Genomic DNA, 20663 nt, shown 5'->3' on the forward strand with positions numbered 1-20663 from the left:
CGAAATTGAAGCCGGCCCCGGCGGCCGCGCCGCCATGCCGGCCAGCCTTTCCGTCAGCGCGCTCAGCGCGCGGTGGTATCGGTGAAGCGACCGTAGGACTTCAGGCGCTGGTAGCGGCGCTCCAGCAGTGCTTCGGTCGACAGGTCGGCCACCTGACGCAGCGAGTCGACCAGGCCGCGCTTGAGCTGCGAGGCCATTTGCTTGAGGTCGCGGTGGGCGCCGCCTACCGGCTCGCTGATGATCTTGTCGACCAGGCCCAGGGCCTTCAAGCGGTGTGCAGTGATGCCCAGCGCTTCGGCAGCGTCAGACGCGCGCTCGGAGGTCTTCCACAGGATGGACGCGCAGCCTTCCGGCGAGATCACCGAGTAGACCGAGAACTGCAGCATCATGACCTGGTCGCCCACGCTGATCGCCAGCGCGCCGCCGGAGCCGCCTTCGCCGATGATGGTGGTGATGATGGGCACTTCCAACTGCGCCATCTCGAAGATGTTGCGGCCGATGGCTTCGGACTGGCCACGCTCCTCGGCGCCAATGCCGGGATAGGCACCAGGGGTGTCGACAAAGGTGAACACCGGCAGCCCGAACTTCTCGGCCAGCTTCATCAGCCGCAGCGCCTTGCGGTAGCCCTCGGGGCGCGGCATGCCGAAGTTGCGCGCGGCGCGCTCCTTGGTGTCGCGGCCCTTCTGCTGGCCCACGACCATGCAAGCCTGGCCGTTGAAGCGGGCCAGGCCGCCGACGATGGACAGGTCGTCCGCGAATGCACGGTCGCCGTGCATTTCCTGGAAGTCGGTGAAGATTTCGTTGACGTAGTCCAGCGTGTAAGGGCGCTGGGGGTGACGCGCGATCTGCGTGACCTGCCAGGGCGACAGCTGGGTGTAGATGTCCTTGGTCAGCTGCAGGCTCTTCTTGTCCAGCCGATCGATCTCCTCGGAGATGTCCACCGCGGATTCGTTCTGAACGTAGCGCAGCTCTTCGATCTTGGCGTCGAGTTCGGCGATCGGTTGCTCGAACTCCAGAAAGTGTCGCTTGCTCATGCTCGGGTTCCTTCTTAGCGGGGAAAAAGAGATCGGGGGGAACGATGCGTGTCGGTGGCGGTCAGTAGTCGACCGGCAGCGGATCCAGGCTTCGCCACAGGTACCAGGTCGCCACCGACCGGTAGGGGGCCCAGCCCTCGCCCAGTTCGCGTGCTTCAGCTCGCGAAACCGGCTCACCGCTGAAATAGCAGGAACTGATGCCTTTCATCAGGCCCTCGTCGTCCAGCGGCAGCACATTGGGTCGCATCAGGTAAAAGATCAGGAACATTTCGGCCGTCCAGCGGCCAATGCCACGAATGGCGACCAATTCCTCGATGATGGCCTCGTCGTCCATCTGCCGCCAGAGCGGCACATGCACGCTGCCCTCTTCGAAATGGCGCGCCAAATCCCTCAGGTATTCTGCCTTGCGCGCCGACAGACCGACAGCCCGCAATTGCGGGACTTCCAGCGACAGCACATCCGCGGGAACCAAAGCATGAGACGGGCCACCCACGGCACCGGCGAACTTTTCCCACACCGACTGCGCGGCCTTGACCGAGATCTGCTGGCCAACGATGGAGCGCGCCAGCGTGGTGAAGGCATCTCCGCGGCTCTCAAGGCGGGCCTCGCCAAACTGCGGGATAAGCTTCTTCATCACGCGGTCACGCTTGGCCAGGTGGCGGCAGGCTTCGTCCCAGTACTCGGGCGTCACGCCCGGGTTCGATGCATGCGGCACGTCAGGCCTTCACCCAAGTGGTGCCTTGCGGCGAGTCCTTCAGCAGGATGCCGGCGGCCAGCAGTTCCTGGCGGATCTGGTCGGCACGGGCGAAGTCCTTGGCCTGCTTGGCGGTCTGGCGTTCTTCGATGCGCAACTGGATCGTCGCGTCGTCCAGCAGGCTGCCGGCTTGCAGGAAGGTGGCGGGCGATTGCTGCAGGATGCCCAGCGTGGCGGCGAGCGCCTTCAGCTGGCCGGCGACTTCGGTCGACTTGTTGCGGTTCAGCTCGGCCGCGAGCTCGAACAGCACCGCCAGCGCGCCCGGCGTGTTGAAGTCGTCGTCCATCGCCGCATGAAAGGCCTGCACGGATGGATTGGCCAGGTCCATCGCCACCTCAGGCACGTCGGCCACACTGGCCAGTGCTGTGTAGAGTCGGCGCAGCGCGCTGCGGGCGTCGTCCAGGTGGGCGTCGCTGTAGTTGAACGGGCTGCGGTAGTGGGTGCGCAGCATGAAGAAGCGCAGCGTCTCGCCGTCGTAGTGCTTCAGCACATCGCGGATGGTGAAGAAGTTGCCGAGCGACTTCGACATCTTGACGTTGTCGACGTTCAGGAAGCCGTTGTGCATCCAGACATTGACAAACGGATGGCCCAGCGCGCCTTCGCTCTGCGCGATCTCGTTTTCGTGGTGCGGGAACTGCAGGTCCATGCCGCCACCGTGAATGTCGAAGCGCTCACCAAGCAGCGCGCAGCTCATGGCGGAGCACTCGATGTGCCAGCCGGGCCGGCCGGGACCGAACGGCGAGTCGTACTTGGCATCGGCCGGCTCTTCCGGCTTGGCGGATTTCCACAGCACGAAGTCCAGCGGGTCCTGCTTGCCGTCGTCCACCGCCACGCGCTCGCCGGCACGCAGGTCGTCCAGCGACTTGCCGCTGAGCTTGCCGTAGCCGGGGAACTTGCGCACCGAGTAGTTCACGTCGCCGGTGCTGGCGCGGTAGGCCAGGCCCTTTTGCTCCAGCGTACCGATCATGTCGACCATGCCTCGCACATGATCGGTGGCGCGCGGCTCGTGCGTAGGCGAGGCGACGCCAATGGCACCGATGTCGGCCCGCATCGCGGCAATCATCTCGTCGGTCAGCTGGCGGATGCTGATGTCGCGCTCCACCGCCCGCTTGATGATCTTGTCTTCGATGTCGGTGATGTTGCGCACGTAGGTGACGCGGTAGCCGCGGGCAATCAGCCAGCGGTAGACCACGTCGAAAGCCATCATCATCCGCGCATGGCCAACATGGCACAGGTCGTAGATCGTCATGCCGCACACGTACATGCGCACATGGCCTGGCTCGATGGGGGAGAAGTCTTCGACCCGGCGGGTCAGGGTGTTATAGATGCGCAGCGTCATCGACGAAGAAAAAGGCAAGGCTTCGTGAGCAGGTTCGGCCGCGAGGCCCGGGCAAGGTCATCGCCGCGAGCGGACCACGCCGGCCGCGAGGACAAACGGCACTCCACGAACGGCGCTTCAAAAAGGGGGTCGGTACAATCGGGCGAGTATAGCGAAGGAGCTTTTACGTGACCTTAACAAGCACCCGGCCCGGCCTCGCAGCGCGCCGGCCAGCCGCCTGGACCCGCTCGCTGACGCTGGCCGCCGCGCTGGCCGTGGCAGGCATTGCGCCGGCCCTGGCAGAGACCGTCCGCCTCAGCACCAGTGCTGGCGACATCGTCGTCGAACTCGACAAGGAAAAGGCGCCCAAGAGCGTGGACAACTTCATCCAATACGTGAAGGCGGGCCACTACAACGGCACCATCTTTCACCGTGTGATCGAAAGCTTCATGATCCAGGGTGGCGGCATGACGCCGGACATGAAGGAAAAGCCGACGCGCGCGCCGATCAAGTTGGAAAGCCAGAATGGCCTGTCCAACCTGCGCGGCACGATTGCAATGGCGCGCACCAGTGCGCCGAACTCGGCCACCTCGCAATTTTTCATCAACGTTGTCGACAACCAGCGCCTGGACTACCAGCCCGGGCGTGACGGTTATGCGGTGTTCGGCAAGGTTGTCAGCGGCATGGACGTGGTCGACAAGATCAGGGCCGTGCCAGTCGGTGACAAGGGGGGACACGAGAACGTGCCGAACGAACCCATCCTGATCAAAAAAGCCACGTTGGAGAACTGAAACCATGACCAAGACTGTTGAACTCACCACCTCCGCCGGCGTGCTGCGCATCGAACTTGACGACGCCAAGGCGCCTGCCACCGTTGCCAATTTTCTGGCCTACGTGAACAAGGGCCACTACGACGGCACCGTGTTCCACCGCGTGATCAAGAGCTTCATGATCCAGGGCGGTGGCATGCTGGCCGACATGAGCCAGAAGCCCACCGATGCAACGATCCAGAACGAGGCCAACAACGGCCTGAAGAACCTGAAGTACACGCTGGCCATGGCGCGCACCAACGCGCCGCACTCGGCCTCGGCCCAGTTCTTCATCAACACCAAGGACAACGACTTCCTGAACTTCAGCAGCGAGTCGCCCAGCGGTTGGGGCTATGCGGTGTTCGGGAAGGTGGTTGCTGGCACCGAGGTGGTGGACGCGATCGAGAAAGTTCGCACAGGTCGCAAAGGCATGCACGACGACGTGCCGCTCGAGGCGGTGACGATCGAAAAGGCCGTCGAGATTGTCTGACGCAGCCTTGGCCCCCAGCGCCCTGGTGGCGCCGGGCGCCTTGCGCCAGCTGCCGCCCGCCTGCCAGCGGGCGGTTTTCATCTCGGACCTGCACCTGAGCGAGTCGCTGCCGCGCACCACCGGAGCCTTCCTGCGCCTGCTGGCGCAGCCGCAGGGGGACGCCTTGTTCATCCTCGGCGACCTGTTCGAAGCCTGGGTGGGCGACGACATGCTGGACCAGCCGTACGAGGCTGGTGTTGCTGCGGCCATCGCCGCCCTCGCCCGCCGGCAGCCGGTCCATGTGATGCGCGGCAACCGCGACTTCCTGCTGGGGGAGCGCTTCTTCCGCGACACCGGCTGCGTCGAACTGCCAGACCCGGTTGCTTTCCACGGCTTTGGCCAGACGGTGTTGCTGAGCCATGGCGACGCGCTGTGTCTGGACGACAAGGCCTACCAGCAATTCCGCGCCCAGGTGCGGCAGCCCGCGTGGCAAAGCGCCTTGCTCGCCCGACCGTTCGCCGAGCGCATGGCGATCGCGCAGCAGATGCGAGGCGCCAGTCGTGCGCAAGCGCGCGAGCCCGAAACCTACGCGGACATAGACCCGGCCATGGCGCAGGGCTGGCTGGCAGAGGCCGGCTCGCAGTTGCTGGTGCATGGCCACACGCACCGCCCTGGCAGCGACGCGTTCGTTGGCTGGCAGCGCCATGTGCTGTGCGACTGGGAGCTGGACCATGGCGACGCCGACCGCGGCGAGCTGATGCTGTGGGACGCGCAAGGCTGGCACCGCCGGCCCCTGCCCGCCTGAATCGCTTCGATCTGTCGATGGCCTTCCTGCAGAAGCTGCGCGACTGGCGCGAGCAGCGCGCCCTGCGGCGTTACGCGATTCCCGATGCCTTGTGGCAGGCGGTGCTGGCGCACTACCCGTTCCTGAGCCATCGCCCGGCGGACGACCTGATCGAACTGCGCCGGCTCGCCAGCCTGTTCCTGTCCCAAAAGGAATTCACCGGCGCCCAAGGGCTGGTGGTGGACGATGCGATGGCAGTTGCGATTGCCGCCCAGGCCTGCCTGCCGGTGCTGAAGCTGGGCCTGGCGATGTACGACGGTTTTGTCGGCATCGTCGTGCACCCGGATGAAGTGATGGCCCAGCGCGAGTTCATGGACGACGACGGCGTGGTGCATGAATACGAGGAATGGCTCAGCGGCGAAGCGATGGCGGGCGGGCCACTGATGCTGTCATGGCCGGACGTCGAAGCGGCCGGCGAGTCCGCCGAAGAGGCCTATAACGTCGTGATTCACGAGTTCGCCCACGTGCTGGACATGCGCGAGGGTAAGCCCGATGGCGTGCCTTTGCCACCAAGCGCCCAAGCCGCGCGCGAACGCTGGCTCGCAGTGTTCGATCCTGAGATGGCGAGCTTCGTCGAACGCGTTGACGCGGGCGAAACCACGCTGCTGGACCCTTATGGCGCGGAAGCGCCGGAAGAATTTTTCGCCGTGGCTGCCGAGGCTTTTTTCGTCTGCCCGCAAGCCTTCCGTGAGGAGCACCCGGCGCTGCACGAACTGTTCGTCGGGTACTTCAAGCAGGACCCGGCAGCCGCTGTGCGCTGAGCAGTGCCGCATCAACGACAAAGGCGCCCGAGGGCGCCTTTGATTTTGTGCCAGCCGGTCTCAACCGGCCGGTATGCGCGGCCGTCAGACCGCAGCAGCTTCCGCACGCGGCTTGTCGCCACTCTTGCCAAGTGGCTGGATGTCCAGCTGCACCTCGCCAGCCTCGTCCACGTCCACCGCCAGGCGACCACCATCGACCAGGCGACCGAACAGCAGTTCGTCGGCCAGCGCGCGGCGGATGGTGTCCTGGATCAGGCGCTGCATCGGGCGCGCGCCCATCAGCGGATCAAAGCCCTTCTTGGCCAGGTGCTTGCGCAAGCCATCGGAGAAAGTCACTTCGACCTTCTTTTCGGCCAACTGTTGCTCCAGTTGCAGCAGGAACTTGTCGACCACACGCATCACGATCTCTTCGTCCAGCGAGCGGAAGTTGACGATCGAGTCCAAGCGGTTGCGGAACTCTGGCGTGAACAGGCGTTTGATGTCGCCCATCTCATCACCTTGCTGGCGCTGGGTCGTGAAGCCGATGGTCGCCTTGTTCATGGTCTCGGCGCCCGCGTTCGTGGTCATGATGATGATCACGTTGCGGAAGTCGGCCTTGCGCCCGTTGTTGTCGGTCAGCGTGCCGTGGTCCATGACCTGCAGCAGCACGTTGAAGACGTCCGGGTGGGCTTTCTCGATTTCATCGAGCAGCAGCACGGAATGCGGCTTCTTGGTGACGGCCTCGGTCAGCAGGCCACCCTGGTCGAAACCGACATAGCCCGGAGGCGCACCGATCAGCCGGCTCACCGCATGGCGCTCCATGTACTCGGACATGTCAAAGCGGATCAGCTCGATGCCCAGGATGTAGGCCAGTTGCTTCGCCACTTCGGTCTTGCCCACGCCCGTGGGGCCGCTGAACAGGAAGGAGCCAATCGGCTTGTCGGACTTGCCGAGGCCGGAGCGGGCCATCTTGATGGCAGCCGCCAGCACGTCCACCGCAGGGTCCTGGCCGAAAACCACGCTCTTCAGGTCGCGCTCCAGGCTCTTGAGCTTGCCGCGGTCATCGCTCGAAACGCTGGCCGGCGGAATGCGCGCGATCTTCGCGACGATTTCCTCGACCTCGTTGCGGGTGATGGTCTTCTTCTGCTTGCTCTTGGGCAGGATGCGTTGTGCCGCACCGGCTTCGTCGATCACGTCGATCGCCTTGTCCGGCAGGTGGCGGTCATTGATGAACTTGGCCGACAACTCGGCCGCGGCCTGCAGTGCACCGACCGCGTACTTCACGCTGTGGTGCTCCTCGAAGCGGGACTTCAGGCCCTTGAGGATCTCGACCGTCTGCTCCACCGTCGGCTCGACCACGTCGACCTTCTGGAAGCGACGGCTCAGCGCCGCGTCTTTCTCGAAGATGCCGCGGTATTCCTGGAAGGTGGTGGCGCCAATGCACTTCATCGCGCCGCTGGACAGCGCCGGTTTCAGCAGGTTGCTGGCGTCCAGCGTGCCGCCGGAGGCCGCACCCGCGCCGATCAGCGTGTGGATCTCGTCGATGAACAGGATGGACTTCGGGCTGTCCTTGAGCTGCTTGAGCACACCCTTCAAACGCTGCTCGAAGTCGCCGCGGTACTTGGTGCCGGCCAGCAGCGCGCCCATGTCCAGCGAATAGACGATGGCGTCCCCCAGCACCTCGGGCACCTCGCCTTGCGTGATGCGCCAGGCCAAACCCTCGGCGATGGCGGTCTTGCCCACGCCGGCTTCGCCAACCAGCAGCGGGTTGTTCTTGCGGCGGCGGCACAGCACCTGGATGACACGCTCGACCTCATGCTCGCGGCCGATCAGCGGATCGATCTTGCCGTCCTTGGCATGCTGGTTCAGGTTGGTGGTGAACTGATCCAGCGGCGAGCCTTTTCCTTCGCCACTTTCTTCCTTCTCGGCTTCGCCGCCGCTGCTGCCCTCGTTGCTGCCCTTGGCAGGTTCGGGCGGGTCGGACTTCTTGATGCCGTGGGCAATGAAGTTCACGACATCCAGGCGGGTCACGCCCTGTTGATGCAGGTAGTAGACCGCGTGCGAGTCCTTCTCGCCGAAGATGGCCACCAGCACGTTCGCGCCAGTGACTTCCTTCTTGCCGCCGCCCGTGGACTGCACATGCATGATGGCGCGCTGGATCACACGCTGGAAGCCCAGCGTGGGTTGCGTGTCCACTTCGTCGGTGCCGCCCACGGTGGGCGTGTTTTCGCGGATGAAAGCGACCAGGCTCTTGCGCAGGTCTTCGATGTTGGCTGCACAGGCTCGCAGCACTTCAGCAGCAGACGGGTTGTCCAACAAGGCCAGCAACAAGTGCTCTACCGTGATGAACTCGTGTCGCTGCTGGCGTGCCTCGACGAACGCCATGTGCAGGCTGACTTCCAGTTCTTGGGCAATCATGCGGCCTCCATAATGCATTGAAGCGGGTGTCCAGAGCGTCGTGCCGCAGCGAGCACCAGCTCGACCTTGGTTGCGGCGACGTCCTTGCTGAACACCCCGCACACTGCACGCCCTTCATGATGAATCTTCAACATGATGAGGGTGGCAGCCTCAAGATCAAGCCTGAAATATTCCTGCAGCACCATCACCACGAACTCCATGGGTGTGAAATCGTCGTTGAGCAAGACCACTTGGTACATGCGCGGCGGCTTGGTGCGGGCGGCCTTTCGTTCGGCCACCACGGCCCCCTGCCCGTCTTCCGGCTTGATCACCGAAGGCGTGGATGGCAGAGGGGCAACGGGTCGTTTCGCAGGCATGAATCGAGTATAGCGAGATGACCAACACCGCACAGCCGTTAGGCAATGGTCGTCGCATCAAGACGCTGACCATTCGGTGAAAAAGCGCCGTGCCGTGCCGCATTTCGCAGCATCGGCCGCCGTCAACGCCCCCGGCGGAGCTCGGCTCATCGCTCAGCCCATTTGACATCGACAAAGCCATGCCTCAAGAATAGCGACCACAAGCCTGCAAAAGGCGTCAGGAGGAATTGCAAATGGAAGCGGTTGGAACCGTGAAATGGTTCAACGATGCCAAGGGTTTTGGCTTCATAGAACCAGAGTTGGGTGGCGGTGATGTGTTCGCGCATTTTTCGGCCATTCAGATGGAAGGCTTTCGCACCCTGAAGCAAGGCGGACGTGTCCGTTTTGAATTGGTGCAAGGGCCCAAAGGCCAGTTGGCGCAGAACATACGGCCAGTGGACGAAGTCCCCGTGCCTCAAACTGTGGCCAGCTGAGCCCTCAAGCCGAGCGGCGGGCCTTCCGGCTCGCCGGCTTTCCCAGGTGTCCGGTGACGGGCGCCTGCCCTGTCCCATACCGGCTTGCCGGTATGGGCGTGGCGCAGCTTTACCCTGGCGCAGTTCACCAGCGGACAGCAGGCAAACGCATACCCAGGTTTGATTTTGGGTATGGACAACACAGGCCCTGGTATTTAACGGGATGTGTCGCCTCATCGACACATTCAAAGGGCGGCGTCTTAGTTGCCACTTTCTGAGGCAGGCACACGCGTTGCCCGGTCCTTGGCGTCGTGCAAACCACCTTCACAAGGTGGCCAGTCGCCGTAACAGCACATTGCCCGGCTAACTGATGCCCGCCCGGTTTTTACCCCGCAAAGCTTTGCGTTACACACGTTGCTGAACCGCACATTCACGCGTATGCAAATTCGATTTCATGTCTTGACGCACTCGTTTTGTGCGCCTAAGGTGGAGTTCATCTGACTTTTTTTGCACTGCAACATGCCCGGACCCACTGAACGGCTCTCCCCGCGGCGGCTGGCCCTCGCAGAGCAAGGGCCAGACACCAGCCCCGTGCGCGCCAAGGCGCTGCTCTTCCACGACCCTGCGTCTTGCGCGCTGCTTGAGCAGATCGAACGCATCGGGCGCAGCGATGCGTCGGTGCTGCTGATCGGCGAGACAGGCACCGGCAAGGAACTCGTCGCCCGTCACCTGCATGCCATGAGTGCTCGCAGCGGGCCTTTTCTTGCGGTCAACTGCGGCGCGTTCAGCGAATCGCTGATCGACGCCGAGCTCTTCGGCCACGAAACCGGTGCTTTCACCGGCGCTTCGCAGGCACGTGCTGGCTGGTTCGAGGCCGCCCATGGCGGCACCCTGTTCCTGGACGAAATTGGCGACCTGCCCCTGTCGCTGCAAGTGAAGCTGCTGCGCGTGCTGCAGGAGCGCCAGGTCGTGCGCCTGGGCTCGCGAAAGACGCTTGCAGTAGACGTGCGGCTGGTGGCCGCCACCAACATCGACCTGCGCGGCGCGGTGGCGGCGCAGCGCTTCCGGGCCGACCTTTATTACCGACTCAGCGTCGCGACCGTGCAATTGCCGCCATTGCGGGATCGTCCGGGGGATCTGCTGCCGCTGGCACGCCATTTCGTTAGCCAGTATGGCCCTCGCCTGAAGCTGGCGGATGCGGTGCTGAGCGCAGAGGCCGAAGCTGCGCTGCTGGACTACAGCTGGCCCGGCAACATTCGCGAGCTGGAAAACGTCATCCACTTTGCGCTGATCGTCTGCCGGCATGGCGTGATCGAGGTCAGCGACCTGAAGCTGGTGGCGGCCGTGACGGCAACGCTGGAAGAACCTGCGATCCGGGCACTGGCGCCTGTGGACCGGCTGGCGCCGAACGCAACGATGGCGCCTGCGCAGGCTGAGGCGCCGCTGGCCGACATCCGCCAGCAGCAACTGGAAGCCGCCCTGGAGGCCTTGCTGAATGCCGGGCTGTCGGACGTGTTCCAGCGCGTCGAAGCCACGCTGGTGAAGACGGCGTTCGCGCGCACCGACGCCAACCAGGTACGCACCGCGCGCGCACTGGGCATCACCCGCAACACGCTGCGCACGCTGCTGCGCCGGCATGGCCTGCTTGCACCGGCCAAGCCAGGCGAAGACTCTCAGTTCTCCCAGTTGGACGACGACTGAGCCTGCTGGGCGACTGCTCGGAAAGAACGCCCCGCCTCCGATGAGGCGCGGGCGGGACTCACATGTTGGCGATCATGACCTGCCCAAAGCCTGAGCAGGACACTTGTGTCGCACCGTCCATCAGGCGCGCGAAATCGTAGGTCACCTTCTTGCTCAGGATCGACTTTTCCAGCGAGTGGATGATCAGATCCGCAGCCTGAGTCCAGCCCATGTGGCGCAACATCATCTCCGCCGAGAGGATTTCGGAGCCAGGGTTGACGTAGTCCTTGCCTGCGTACTTTGGCGCGGTGCCGTGCGTGGCCTCGAAGCAGGCCACCGAATCCGACATGTTGGCGCCAGGTGCGATCCCGATGCCACCCACCTGCGCCGCCAGCGCGTCGGAGATGTAGTCGCCATTCAGGTTCAGCGTGGCGACGACCGAATACTCCGCAGGGCGCAACAGGATCTGCTGCAGGAAGGCATCGGCAATCGAGTCCTTGACGACGATTTCCTTGCCGTTCTTCGGGTTCTTCAGCCGGCACCACGGGCCACCGTCGATCAGCTCTGCGCCGAATTCCTTCTGTGCCAGCGCGTAGGCCCAGTCACGGAAGCCACCTTCGGTGTACTTCATGATGTTGCCCTTGTGAACAATGGTCACGCTGGGCTTGTCGTTGTCGATCGCGTACTGGATCGCCTTGCGAACCAGGCGCTCGGTGCCTTCGATGGAAACCGGCTTCACGCCGATGCCCGAAGTCTCGGGGAAGCGGATCTTCTTGACGCCCAGTTCGTCCTGCAGGAACTTGATCAGCTTGACGGCCTTGTCGCTCCTGGCTTCGTACTCGATGCCGGCATAAATGTCTTCCGAGTTCTCGCGGAAGATCACCATGTTGGTCTTTTCCGGCTCCTTCAGCGGCGAGGGCACGCCCTTGAAATACTGCACCGGCCGCAGGCAGACATAGAGATCCAGTTCCTGGCGCAGTGCCACGTTCAGTGAACGGATGCCGCCGCCCACTGGCGTGGTCAGCGGGCCCTTGATCGACACCACGTACTCGCGAAGAATGTCCAGCGTCTCTGCCGGCAGCCACACGTCGGGGCCGTAGACCTTGGTCGACTTCTCGCCCGCAAAGATCTCCATCCAGTGGATTTTCTTTTCGCCTCCGTAGGCTTTCTCGACCGCGGCGTCGACCACCTTGATCATCACTGGCGTGATGTCCAGGCCGGTGCCGTCGCCCTCGATGTAGGGAATGATCGGGTGGTTCGGGACGTTGAGCGAGAAGTCCGCGTTGATGCTGATCTTCTGCCCATCCTCGGGCACCTTGACGTGCTGGTACATGCGCTTGCTCCGCGAGTCGTGATGGATCATTCCCAGCCAGAAAACGCGAGGCTTGGCCCTGGTTTTCGTCGAGGAATTTGGATGCCTGAAATTCTATGCGAGCCCTTCTTGCCTGCCGGTAGGCAGGGCCGGGCCGTGCTCGAACGGGGCGCTCGCACGCGCGCGCTCTGGCGAAGCGGTGAAGCTCGATTCTGCGTCGGCCATTCCGGGCGCTCCGACGTTCGATAATCCAGACTTACCCCCGGTTGGAAAACATGACCCTGATCCACACAAGCTTGCGTGCCTGGTGCCTGGCGATCACTTCGCTGACGGCGTTGGCTTCCATCAGTCCGTCTACGCTGGCGCAGTCGACTGGACAGGCACAACACTTGTCCACTGTCACGCTGGGCGCCGGCATGTACAACATCGTCGCGCAAGTGGCGCGCACGCCGCAGGAGCGCCAGATCGGGCTGATGTTCCGCGAGAACATGCCGGTGCACGAAGGCATGCTGTTCATCTTCGAAGAAGCAGCCACGCAGTGCTTCTGGATGAAGAACACACTGCTGCCACTGTCCGCCGCCTTCGTGGCCGAAGATGGCCGCATCGTCAACATCGAAGACATGGCGCCCCAGACCGAGACCTCGCACTGCTCGAAGCAGCCGGTGCGCATGGTGCTGGAGATGAACCAGGGCTGGTTTTCCAAGCGTGGGCTGAAAGCCGGCAGCAAGCTGACCGGCGCGCCATTCTCGGGCTGATCACGCCCGCCGCCAGTCGCCGGCCATGGCGTCGGCAGTTGTGAAAAAGCCGTCGCAGGGACGGCCTTTGTGGTGCATCGGGCAGCTGCCGTACGGCAGCAGCCGCCGAGCACTCAGCTCGCGAAGTTGGCCTCCGCGAAGCCCCAGTTGGCGAGCGACGTGAGGAAGGTCTCGACGAACTTCGGGCGCAGGTTGCGGTAGTCGATGTAGTAGGCATGTTCCCACACGTCGATCGTCAGCAGCGCGGTGTCGCCCGTCGTCAGCGGGGTGCCGGCGGCACCCATGTTGACGATGTCGACCGAGCCGTCGGCCTTCTTCACCAGCCAGGTCCAGCCGGAGCCGAAGTTACCCACGGCGCTCTTGGTGAAGGCTTCCTTGAAGGCTGCGAACGAGCCCCACTTGGCATTGATGGCGTCAGCCAGCGCGCCTTTGGGTTCGCCGCCGCCGGCCGGCTTCAGGCAGTTCCAGAAGAAGGTGTGGTTCCAGATCTGGGCCGAGTTGTTGTAGATCGGGCCAGAGGACTTCTTGATCACCTCTTCCAGCGGCACGCCGGCGAACTCGGTGCCGGCCACCAGGTTGTTCAGGTTCACGACGTAGGCGTTGTGATGCTTGCCGTGGTGGTATTCGAGCGTCTCGCGGCTCATCGCGGGGGCCAGGTCGTCCAGACCGAACGGCAGCGGCGGCAGGGTATGTTCCATGCAAGTTCCTTTCGAGGTATGCCGGCGCGGCGGTGCGCGCCGGGTGTTGTGCAAGAGTTGGCAGTACCTTGTCGATTGTAGGCAAGGGATGCGACAACCGTGGGGGGTCTTGCAAGGGCTTGCCGCCGGGGCGGGTTTGCCCGGCGCGTCACGCCGCCGACTCGTCCGGCGGCGAGGCAACAATGCCGCCGGCGCTGTGCTTGGGCGTGACCGCCCTGCGCTTTTTCTTGACCGGCAATGCCGCTGGCAGGCCGGTGGGCAACACAGGCTGAACCGAGGTGATCAAGGCTTCGGCCTGCCCATCAGCCCAGACTGCACTGACGGCCTGGCCGGCCACCAGCGCGCCGGCGGACGTGACCGGCTTGCCGTCTTGGGTCTGCACCCAGGCATAGCCGCGGGTCAGGACCAGCCGCGGGTCCAGCGCCTGCAGCCTGGCGGCCCTGGCTTCCAGGGCCTGATGCTGGCGCGACCACTGGGCCGGCAGCGCACGCAGCAGCCTGGCAGCCAATTGATCGGTGCGCACCTGCGCCTGTCGCAGTGCATGCCGCACTGCCTGCGCCTGGCGCTGCGCCAGGTGCTGCAGCCGCTGGGTCTGCACCCCCAGCAATCGTGCAGGCTGCTGCAGGCGCAGGGTGAACTGGTCCAGCCGCTGCGCATGGTTGTCCAGGCGCTGATGTACCCGCCTGGCCATGCGCTGCTGCCGTGTCTGCAGTGCGGACAGCAAGTCGTCTCGGGCCGGTGACGCCAGTTCGGCCGCGGCCGTTGGCGTGGGCGCGCGCAGGTCGGCAGCGAGATCGGCAAGCGTCACATCGGTCTCGTGGCCCACGCCGCAGACCACGGGCAAAGCAGAGTCCGCCACCGCTCGCACCACACGTTCGTCGTTGAACGCCCACAGGTCTTCCAGCGAACCACCGCCGCGGCACAACAGCAGCACCTGCACCTCTGCACGACGGTTGGCCAGCGCCAGGGCAGCAGCCACCGCAGCGGGAGCTTCCGTGCCCTGCACCAGGGTCGGGTAGACGATGACCGCGACGTGCGCGGCGCGGCGGTGCAGCGTAGTCAACACGTCATGCAGGGCCGCGCCCGCGAGCGAGGTGACGATGCCCAGCCGGCTCGGATGGCCAGGCAGGACACGCTTGCGTTCGGCGGCAAACAGCCCGGCCGCTTCCAGCCTGGCCTTCAACCGCAGAAATTCTTCGTAAAGCGCGCCCGCACCAACGCGGCGCATGCTCTCGACCACCATTTGCAGTTCGCCCCGGGCCTCATACACCGCCAGGCGGCCGCGAAGTTCGACTTGCTGGCCGTCTTGCGGATTGAAATCCAGCATGCTTGCACTGCGGCGAAACATGGCACAGCGAATGCCGGCCGTGGCGCCATTGGCATCCTTCAGCGTGAAGTAGCAGTGGCCACTGCTGGCCCGCGTGTAGCCGGACAACTCACCCTGCACAGTCACCGCGCCGAAGCGTGCCGCCAAGGCGTCGCCAACGGCCAGCAACAGGCTGCCAACCGTCCACACCGGCCCGCCAATGCCGCGGTTTCGTGAGTCCGAGGCCGCAGCCGGGGCGCCCTGCCGGAAGTCTCCGTCACTCGCCACGGCGCGTCCCACGCTGGTGCATTCGCGGGCAGATATCCACGTCACCGCGCTTCCGCGCCTTGGTCGCCGCCGGGCCGTCATCAAACAGAAATATCGTCGCAAGCATATGATTTGACTGAATAAAACGCTGCCGTATTTTTCAGCACCGCAAGCCTCGGCCCGGAAAATGAGGCCTCCCGGGCCATTGAACCCCTGGTTACCCACAAAGTTGTCCACAGAAAATGTGGACGACTTTCGGCACGGAAGATGCCTGCCAATGGGCGGCCGTCACAGCTGGAAACGTCTTGCGCTGCGACCCCGCAACAGGCTGCGAAGGGCGGCCGGTCAGGCGGTGGCTTCAGTTCATAATGCCGCCAACTTTTTCCCCCAGGCCTTTGCGCCAGAGGACCTCTTGCTGTCGATCATACAAGCCGCTGGCTGGCCGATTTGGCCGCTGATCCTGTGCTCCGTTGCGGCCCTTGCGCTGGTGCTGGAGCGCCTCAGTTCCTTGCGACGCGCCCGCGTGGCGCCCGACGGCCTGATTGACGAAGTCATCACCGTGGCCCGCCAGGGCACGCCGTCGAGCGACATGCTGCAGAAGCTGGCCGACAACTCGCTGCTGGGCGCAGTGCTGGCCGCGGGCCTGAAGACTGCAGCGCTCGAGCCGCGCATCAGCGAGGCGCCGCTGCGCCAGGCGCTGGAGACCGCCGGCAGCACCGCGGCGCACCGCATGGAGCGCTACCTGAATGCCTTGTCGACCATCGCCTCGGTCGCACCGCTGCTGGGCCTGCTGGGCACCGTCATCGGCATGATCGAGATCTTCGGTGCGCAGGCTCCGGGCTCGGGTACCAACCCGGCCCAGCTGGCACATGGCATCTCGGTGGCGCTGTACAACACGGCCTTCGGCCTGATCGTTGCCATTCCTTCGCTGATGGCACACCGCTACTTTCGTACCCGGATTGCCGACTACCTGCACGACATGGAGCAAGCCTCTGAGCGGCTGCTGCAGCACCTGCTGCGCATGCCGCTGCGGGCGGCGCACTGAGGCCGGGCCGCAATGAAGTTCCGCCGTCCGCCCTCCGATGAGCCGGAGATCAACCTGATCCCGTTCATCGATGTCCTGCTGGTGGTGCTGATCTTTGTGATGCTGTCCACCACCTACTCGAAATTCACCGAGTTGCAGATCAACCTGCCCACGGCGAATGCCGACGCGGTGCGCGACCGGCCGGCCGAAATCCTGGTGGCCGTGTCGGCTGACGGGCGCTACAGCGTCGACGGTCAGGCGGTTGAAGGTCGGAGCATCGAGCTGCTGGCCGCTGCGCTGCGCGCCAGCGCCACGGAGCGCAAGGAGCCGTTCGTGATCATCTCGGCCGACGCCGCGACTGCGCATCAGTCGGTGATCAACGTGCTCGACGCCGCCCGTCGTGTTGGCTTGGTGCGGGTGACGTTTGCTGCGCAGCTGCCTGCAGGCAGCACCGCGCCTGCGGCAGCGCAGTGACAGTGCTGACCGGCAACCGGTCGGGCCGCTCGGCAGCGTTGGGATCAAACCGGCCAGGTCCGCAGAAGTGAACAAGCTTCTCCACCGGGCGGCTGCCACGCTGCAGCAGCACTGGTGGCACCCGCGGCCCAGCTGGCTGGCGCTGGCCTTGTTGCCGCTGGCGGGCTTGTACCTGTTGTTGGCCGGGCTGAACCGACTGAGCTGGCAACTGCGCAAGCGCCCTGCACTGCCGGTGCCGGTGGTCGTTGTGGGCAACCTGATCGTCGGCGGCGCCGGCAAGACGCCGACCACGATTGCGCTTGTGCAATGGCTGCAATCGCAGGGCTGGCAGCCTGGCATCGTCTCGCGCGGCTATGGCCGTGCGGATGCTGAGTTGCGGCTGGTCACAGCAGAAACACCGGCCCGTCTCGTGGGCGATGAGCCGCTGCTGATGCACCTGCGAACTGGGGCACCGGTGGCTGTGGCACGTGACCGTGTGGCCGCAGCACTGGCCTTGCTGGCGGCGCATCCTGCGGTCAACCTGATCGTCTCCGACGATGGGCTGCAGCACTGGCGTTTGCGGCATGACCTGAGCCTGATCGTCTTCGACGGGCGTGGCGCCGGCAACCGCCTGCCGCTGCCTGCCGGCCCCTTGCGTCAGCGTCTGCCGCGCTGTTTACCGGCGAGCAGTTGGGTGGTTTACAACGCAGACGCGCCAAGCACGCCGCTGCCGGGTGGATGCGCCCACAGAGGCTTGGGCGGCGCAGTGGCGCTGTCGGACTGGTGGCATGGCGCCAAGGGCTCGATGGCGACCTTGGCGCAGTTGCAGGCCAGGTCAGAGGAACACGCTGTGCTGGCCGCGGCCGGCATTGCCTCGCCATCCCGTTTTTTTGACATGCTGCGCGCAGCCGGCCTGCGGCTGCGCGAATTTCCGCTGCCCGACCACGCGGACTTCGCCTCCCTGCCCTGGCCTGCCGACGAGCCTGATGTGCTGTTGACTGAAAAGGATGCCGTGAAGCTGCCTCCGGGCAGCACCGGCGACACGCGCGTGTGGGTCGTCACGCTAGACTTTGAACTTCCTGCCATGCTGACCGACGCGCTGCGCTCGGCGCTGGCCTCTTTGATTGCTGCTGAACATGACCGCTGATCACCGCTTGCTCGACATGCTGGTTTGCCCTGTGTGCAAAGGGCCGTTGACACTGAACCGCGACGCGCAATTCCGCCCTCATGAATTGGTGTGCGCCGCCGACAGGTTGGCATTTCCTGTGCGCGATGGCATCCCGGTGATGCTGGAGAACGAGGCGCGGGCCTTGCCTGCCGAGGAGTGAAGCCGGTGGCCGCGTTTTCAGTGCTGATCCCGGCCCGGCTGGCTTCGACTCGCTTGCCCAACAAACCACTTGCCGACATTGGCGGCAAACCCATGGTCGTGCGGGTGGCCGAACGCGCCGCCCAGTCGGGCGCCAACCAGGTGGTCGTCGCGGCGGACGACGCCAGCATCGTGCAGGCCTGCGAAGCGCATGGCGTGCGCGCATTGCTCACGCGGGTCGACCACGCCAGTGGCAGTGATCGCCTCGCCGAGGCTTGCGAACTGCTCGGGCTGGACGGTGATGCACTGGTGGTCAATGTCCAGGGCGACGAACCCTTGATCGACCCGGCACTGGTCGCCGCTTGCGCCCAGTTGCTGGAGCAGCGCACCGAATGCACCGTCGCCACGGCGGCGCACGCGCTGTTGTCGGAGGAAGAGTTCCGCAATCCGAACGTGGTGAAGGTCGTGCTGGACCAGGCCGGCCGTGCACTGTATTTCAGTCGGGCCTGCGTGCCGTGGTGGCGCGATGGCGCTCGCGACGGCTTGGCTGGCTTGCCTGCGGCAGGCACGCCGGCGCTGAGGCACATCGGGCTGTATGCGTACCGCGCCGGCTACCTGCGGCGCTTCCCCGGGCTGGCCGCTTCTCCGCTGGAGCAACTGGAGTCGCTTGAGCAACTCCGCGTGCTGTGGCACGGCGACCGCATTGCGGTGTTCGAGGCCGCTTCGGCACCCGCACCCGGCGTGGACACGGCAGAGGACCTGGCGCGCGTTCGGGCACTTTTCGCCGCTTGATTTTCGGGGTAGCCCCCTAGGTCTTTGCCAGCCCCGTGTCAGGCTCCCGCAGGGGTGCCCATGCTATCCTGCGCCCAACCACGCCCCGTGCCCGCGCCCTTGCCGAGCACGGGAGGCCGCCTGCGGCGGCCAGCAAGAATCATGAAAAGAGGCAACTCAATGCGTATCATTCTTTTGGGGGCGCCGGGCGCCGGTAAGGGCACTCAAGCAAAGTTCATTTGCGACAAGTTCGGCATCCCGCAGATCTCGACCGGCGACATGCTTCGTGCGGCAGTCAAGGCAGGCAGCGAACTCGGCGTCGCAGCCAAGAAGGTCATGGACGCTGGCGGTCTGGTCAGCGACGAGATCATCATTGGCCTGGTCAAGGAGCGCATCACACAGCCCGACTGTGCCAACGGTTTCCTGTTCGACGGTTTCCCCCGCACCATTCCGCAGGCCGATGCGATGAAGGCCGCGGGCGTCAAGCTGGACCTGGTGCTGGAGATCGACGTGCCGGACGAAGCCATCATCGAGCGCATGAGTGGTCGCCGTGTGCATGTGGCCTCGGGCCGCACCTATCACCTGCGCTTCAACCCGCCGAAGGTCGATGGCAAGGACGACGTCACCGGTGAGGAGCTGGTGCAGCGCAAGGACGACGAAGAAGCCACCGTGCGCACTCGCCTGGAGGTCTACCAGGCTCAGACCCGTCCGTTGGTCGACTACTACAGCCAATGGGCGCAGACAGGCGACCCCCAAGCCCCCCGCTACGCCAAGATCGCTGGCGTCGGGACGGTGGACGAGATCACAGCGCGTGCGCTGGAAGCGCTGGGCTGACCGACCGCCCCCGCGCCAACCGGGCGCTCGTTGTTGCTGCATCGGCGGCAACCCAGCAAGCCGCCTTTGGGCGGCTTTTTGCTGCGCGCTCAATCCGTGGACACTTTGGCCGCTTGGCTCCCAGGAAAGCCAGCAATTTCCAAGCACCGCCGTTGACGCACAATTGACGTTTACGTCAACGTCAACCAACTCAGACCACAAGGGGACTCTTCATGGAGATTGCAGGCAAGGTATTCATCGTCACTGGCGGCGCTTCAGGCCTCGGCGAAGGCACCGCGCGCATGCTGACGCGCGAAGGCGCGAAGGTCGTGATCGCTGATTTGCAGGAAGACAAAGGCCGGACCGTGGCCGCCGAATTGGGCGGTGTTTTCGTGCGCTGCGATGTCAGCCAGGAGGCAGATGGCCAAGCGGTTGTCACTGCGGCGCAGCAACTTGGCAAGCTGATGGGCTTGATCAACTGCGCGGGCATCGCCCCTGCGGTAAAGACCGTAGGCAAGGACGGGGCTCATCCGCTGGCCGTCTTCAGCAAGACCGTCACCGTCAACCTGATCGGCAGCTTCAACATGATTCGCCTGGCCGCCGAAGCCATGTCCAAGAACGAACCCGAAGCCGCGACCGGCGAACGCGGTGTGCTAATCAGCACCGCCAGCGTCGCCGCTTACGACGGACAGATGGGCCAAGCGGCCTACTCAGCCAGCAAAGGCGGCATCGTCAGCATGACCCTGCCGATCGCCCGGGATCTGGCCCGCAATGGCATTCGCAACATGACCATTGCCCCAGGAATCTTCGGCACGCCAATGTTGTTTGGCATGCCAAAGGAAGTGCAGGATGCGCTGGCAGCCAATGTGCCCTTCCCTAGCCGCCTGGGAACGCCGGCTGACTATGCGAAGCTGGTTCAGCAAATCATCACGAATGAGATGTTGAATGGGGAGGTGATTCGATTGGATGGGGCGATTCGGTTGGCGCCGAAGTGACTTGAGTCATTGGCCCAATTGGCCAAATAAATTTCCACAAAAATAAGAAAAGGCCCGCAGGCGAAACCAGCGGGCCTTTTATTTGGTCT

22 protein-coding genes are annotated in these 20663 nt (G+C 64.4%); 14 read left to right on the forward strand and 8 right to left on the reverse strand.

The window, feature by feature from the left end; all coding sequences use genetic code 11:
• Positions 1-62: 62 nt before the first annotated feature.
• The 3 genes from AC3WR5_RS22260 to cysS form a co-directional block, all read right to left on the reverse strand.
• Entirely contained in the window at positions 63-1034 is a 972-nt protein-coding gene (locus tag AC3WR5_RS22260; RefSeq protein ID WP_141284469.1) for an acetyl-CoA carboxylase carboxyltransferase subunit alpha, read from the reverse strand.
• Positions 1035-1095: 61 nt separating this feature from the next.
• Positions 1096-1749 carry a DNA-3-methyladenine glycosylase family protein gene (locus AC3WR5_RS22265; RefSeq protein WP_492487241.1) on the reverse strand — a complete coding sequence of 218 codons (654 nt, stop codon included), beginning with the start codon at positions 1747-1749 and terminating at the stop codon, positions 1096-1098.
• A 1-nt stretch (position 1750) separates the two neighbouring features.
• Positions 1751-3127, reverse strand: coding sequence for a cysteine--tRNA ligase (cysS, locus tag AC3WR5_RS22270; RefSeq protein ID WP_492487487.1), 1377 nt, complete (start codon positions 3125-3127; stop codon positions 1751-1753).
• A 248-nt stretch (positions 3128-3375) separates the two neighbouring features.
• Here cysS and AC3WR5_RS22275 point away from each other — a divergent pair, with 248 nt between their 5' ends.
• Genes AC3WR5_RS22275 through AC3WR5_RS22290 form a run of 4 tightly spaced genes read left to right on the forward strand, consistent with a single transcriptional unit; the run spans position 3376 to position 5989 of the window.
• The gene (locus AC3WR5_RS22275; RefSeq protein ID WP_492487488.1) at positions 3376-3897 is read left to right on the forward strand and encodes a peptidylprolyl isomerase; all 522 of its coding nucleotides are present in this window, start codon (positions 3376-3378) and stop codon (positions 3895-3897) included.
• A gap of 4 nt (positions 3898-3901) precedes the next feature.
• Positions 3902-4405, forward strand: a complete 504-nt coding sequence (locus tag AC3WR5_RS22280) for a peptidylprolyl isomerase (protein ID WP_141284471.1) — start codon at positions 3902-3904, stop codon at positions 4403-4405.
• Between the two features lie 7 nt (positions 4406-4412).
• Positions 4413-5189, forward strand: coding sequence for a UDP-2,3-diacylglucosamine diphosphatase (locus tag AC3WR5_RS22285; protein ID WP_492487243.1), 777 nt, complete (start codon positions 4413-4415; stop codon positions 5187-5189).
• 17 nt (positions 5190-5206) lie between these two features.
• Complete coding sequence (locus AC3WR5_RS22290) at positions 5207-5989, forward strand: M90 family metallopeptidase (RefSeq protein ID WP_492487245.1); 783 nt, start codon at positions 5207-5209, stop codon at positions 5987-5989.
• A gap of 84 nt (positions 5990-6073) precedes the next feature.
• Here the strand turns inward: AC3WR5_RS22290 and clpA are convergent, their stop codons facing one another.
• Together clpA and clpS are read right to left on the reverse strand one after the other, a co-directional pair.
• A complete protein-coding gene (gene clpA / locus AC3WR5_RS22295) occupies positions 6074-8386 on the reverse strand; it encodes an ATP-dependent Clp protease ATP-binding subunit ClpA (protein WP_492487247.1) in 2313 nt (770 codons plus the stop codon).
• The gene (gene clpS, locus AC3WR5_RS22300; RefSeq protein ID WP_141284479.1) at positions 8383-8742 is read right to left on the reverse strand and encodes an ATP-dependent Clp protease adapter ClpS; all 360 of its coding nucleotides are present in this window, start codon (positions 8740-8742) and stop codon (positions 8383-8385) included. Before clpS ends, clpA begins: the two co-directional genes overlap by 4 nt.
• 233 nt (positions 8743-8975) lie before the next feature.
• Between clpS and AC3WR5_RS22305 the strand changes: the two genes are divergently transcribed.
• Positions 8976-9215, forward strand: a complete 240-nt coding sequence (locus AC3WR5_RS22305; protein WP_141284481.1) for a cold shock domain-containing protein — start codon at positions 8976-8978, stop codon at positions 9213-9215.
• Positions 9216-9713: 498 nt separating this feature from the next.
• Positions 9714-10895, forward strand: a complete 1182-nt coding sequence (locus tag AC3WR5_RS22310; protein ID WP_141284483.1) for a sigma-54 interaction domain-containing protein — start codon at positions 9714-9716, stop codon at positions 10893-10895.
• 58 nt (positions 10896-10953) lie between these two features.
• Here the strand turns inward: AC3WR5_RS22310 and icd are convergent, their stop codons facing one another.
• Positions 10954-12207, reverse strand: coding sequence for an NADP-dependent isocitrate dehydrogenase (gene icd / locus AC3WR5_RS22315; RefSeq protein ID WP_492487250.1), 1254 nt, complete (start codon positions 12205-12207; stop codon positions 10954-10956).
• 254 nt (positions 12208-12461) lie between these two features.
• Here icd and AC3WR5_RS22320 point away from each other — a divergent pair, with 254 nt between their 5' ends.
• Positions 12462-12941 (forward strand): DUF192 domain-containing protein, encoded by a 480-nt coding sequence (locus tag AC3WR5_RS22320; protein WP_492487252.1) that lies wholly within the window; start codon positions 12462-12464, stop codon positions 12939-12941.
• 113 nt (positions 12942-13054) lie between these two features.
• On the opposite strand, the gene AC3WR5_RS22325 is transcribed toward AC3WR5_RS22320, so the two are convergent.
• Positions 13055-13639, reverse strand: coding sequence for a superoxide dismutase (locus AC3WR5_RS22325; protein ID WP_492487254.1), 585 nt, complete (start codon positions 13637-13639; stop codon positions 13055-13057).
• A 148-nt stretch (positions 13640-13787) separates the two neighbouring features.
• Positions 13788-15167, reverse strand: a complete 1380-nt coding sequence (xseA, locus tag AC3WR5_RS22330; protein ID WP_492487489.1) for an exodeoxyribonuclease VII large subunit — start codon at positions 15165-15167, stop codon at positions 13788-13790.
• 457 nt (positions 15168-15624) lie between these two features.
• Between xseA and AC3WR5_RS22335 the strand changes: the two genes are divergently transcribed.
• The 7 genes from AC3WR5_RS22335 to AC3WR5_RS22365 all read left to right on the forward strand — a co-directional run bounded on the left by AC3WR5_RS22335 (position 15625) and on the right by AC3WR5_RS22365 (position 20574).
• Positions 15625-16257 carry a MotA/TolQ/ExbB proton channel family protein gene (locus AC3WR5_RS22335; protein WP_492487256.1) on the forward strand — a complete coding sequence of 211 codons (633 nt, stop codon included), beginning with the start codon at positions 15625-15627 and terminating at the stop codon, positions 16255-16257.
• A 12-nt stretch (positions 16258-16269) separates the two neighbouring features.
• Entirely contained in the window at positions 16270-16710 is a 441-nt protein-coding gene (locus tag AC3WR5_RS22340) for an ExbD/TolR family protein (protein WP_492487258.1), read from the forward strand.
• A 67-nt stretch (positions 16711-16777) separates the two neighbouring features.
• Positions 16778-17836, forward strand: a complete 1059-nt coding sequence (lpxK, locus tag AC3WR5_RS22345; RefSeq protein WP_492487260.1) for a tetraacyldisaccharide 4'-kinase — start codon at positions 16778-16780, stop codon at positions 17834-17836.
• Entirely contained in the window at positions 17826-18017 is a 192-nt protein-coding gene (locus tag AC3WR5_RS22350) for a Trm112 family protein (protein ID WP_141288659.1), read from the forward strand. The genes lpxK and AC3WR5_RS22350 overlap by 11 nt, the downstream gene beginning before the upstream one ends.
• Positions 18014-18787, forward strand: a complete 774-nt coding sequence (gene kdsB, locus AC3WR5_RS22355; RefSeq protein ID WP_492487262.1) for a 3-deoxy-manno-octulosonate cytidylyltransferase — start codon at positions 18014-18016, stop codon at positions 18785-18787. The genes AC3WR5_RS22350 and kdsB overlap by 4 nt, the downstream gene beginning before the upstream one ends.
• Positions 18788-18946: 159 nt before the next feature.
• The gene (gene adk / locus AC3WR5_RS22360) at positions 18947-19600 is read left to right on the forward strand and encodes an adenylate kinase (protein ID WP_141288663.1); all 654 of its coding nucleotides are present in this window, start codon (positions 18947-18949) and stop codon (positions 19598-19600) included.
• A 212-nt stretch (positions 19601-19812) separates the two neighbouring features.
• A complete protein-coding gene (locus AC3WR5_RS22365; RefSeq protein WP_492487265.1) occupies positions 19813-20574 on the forward strand; it encodes a 3-hydroxyacyl-CoA dehydrogenase in 762 nt (253 codons plus the stop codon).
• The last annotated feature ends 89 nt before the right edge of the window (positions 20575-20663 follow it).

Source organism: Ideonella sp. FW305-24 (assembly GCF_058788035.1).

Bases quoted from the DNA above. Each gene is read 5' to 3' on its own strand.
- AC3WR5_RS22260 (WP_141284469.1), bottom strand. From the start codon at position 1,034: ATGAGCAAGCGACACTTTCTGGAGTTCGAGCAACCGATCGCCGAACTC.
- cysS (WP_492487487.1), bottom strand. From the start codon at position 3,127: ATGACGCTGCGCATCTATAACACCCTGACCCGCCGGGTCGAAGACTTC.
- AC3WR5_RS22280 (WP_141284471.1), top strand. From the start codon at position 3,902: ATGACCAAGACTGTTGAACTCACCACCTCCGCCGGCGTGCTGCGCATC.
- AC3WR5_RS22290 (WP_492487245.1), top strand. From the start codon at position 5,207: ATGGCCTTCCTGCAGAAGCTGCGCGACTGGCGCGAGCAGCGCGCCCTG.
- clpA (WP_492487247.1), bottom strand. From the start codon at position 8,386: ATGATTGCCCAAGAACTGGAAGTCAGCCTGCACATGGCGTTCGTCGAG.
- clpS (WP_141284479.1), bottom strand. From the start codon at position 8,742: ATGCCTGCGAAACGACCCGTTGCCCCTCTGCCATCCACGCCTTCGGTG.
- AC3WR5_RS22305 (WP_141284481.1), top strand. From the start codon at position 8,976: ATGGAAGCGGTTGGAACCGTGAAATGGTTCAACGATGCCAAGGGTTTT.
- AC3WR5_RS22310 (WP_141284483.1), top strand. From the start codon at position 9,714: ATGCCCGGACCCACTGAACGGCTCTCCCCGCGGCGGCTGGCCCTCGCA.
- icd (WP_492487250.1), bottom strand. From the start codon at position 12,207: ATGTACCAGCACGTCAAGGTGCCCGAGGATGGGCAGAAGATCAGCATC.
- AC3WR5_RS22320 (WP_492487252.1), top strand. From the start codon at position 12,462: ATGACCCTGATCCACACAAGCTTGCGTGCCTGGTGCCTGGCGATCACT.
- AC3WR5_RS22325 (WP_492487254.1), bottom strand. From the start codon at position 13,639: ATGGAACATACCCTGCCGCCGCTGCCGTTCGGTCTGGACGACCTGGCC.
- AC3WR5_RS22340 (WP_492487258.1), top strand. From the start codon at position 16,270: ATGAAGTTCCGCCGTCCGCCCTCCGATGAGCCGGAGATCAACCTGATC.
- AC3WR5_RS22350 (WP_141288659.1), top strand. From the start codon at position 17,826: ATGACCGCTGATCACCGCTTGCTCGACATGCTGGTTTGCCCTGTGTGC.
- adk (WP_141288663.1), top strand. From the start codon at position 18,947: ATGCGTATCATTCTTTTGGGGGCGCCGGGCGCCGGTAAGGGCACTCAA.
- AC3WR5_RS22365 (WP_492487265.1), top strand. From the start codon at position 19,813: ATGGAGATTGCAGGCAAGGTATTCATCGTCACTGGCGGCGCTTCAGGC.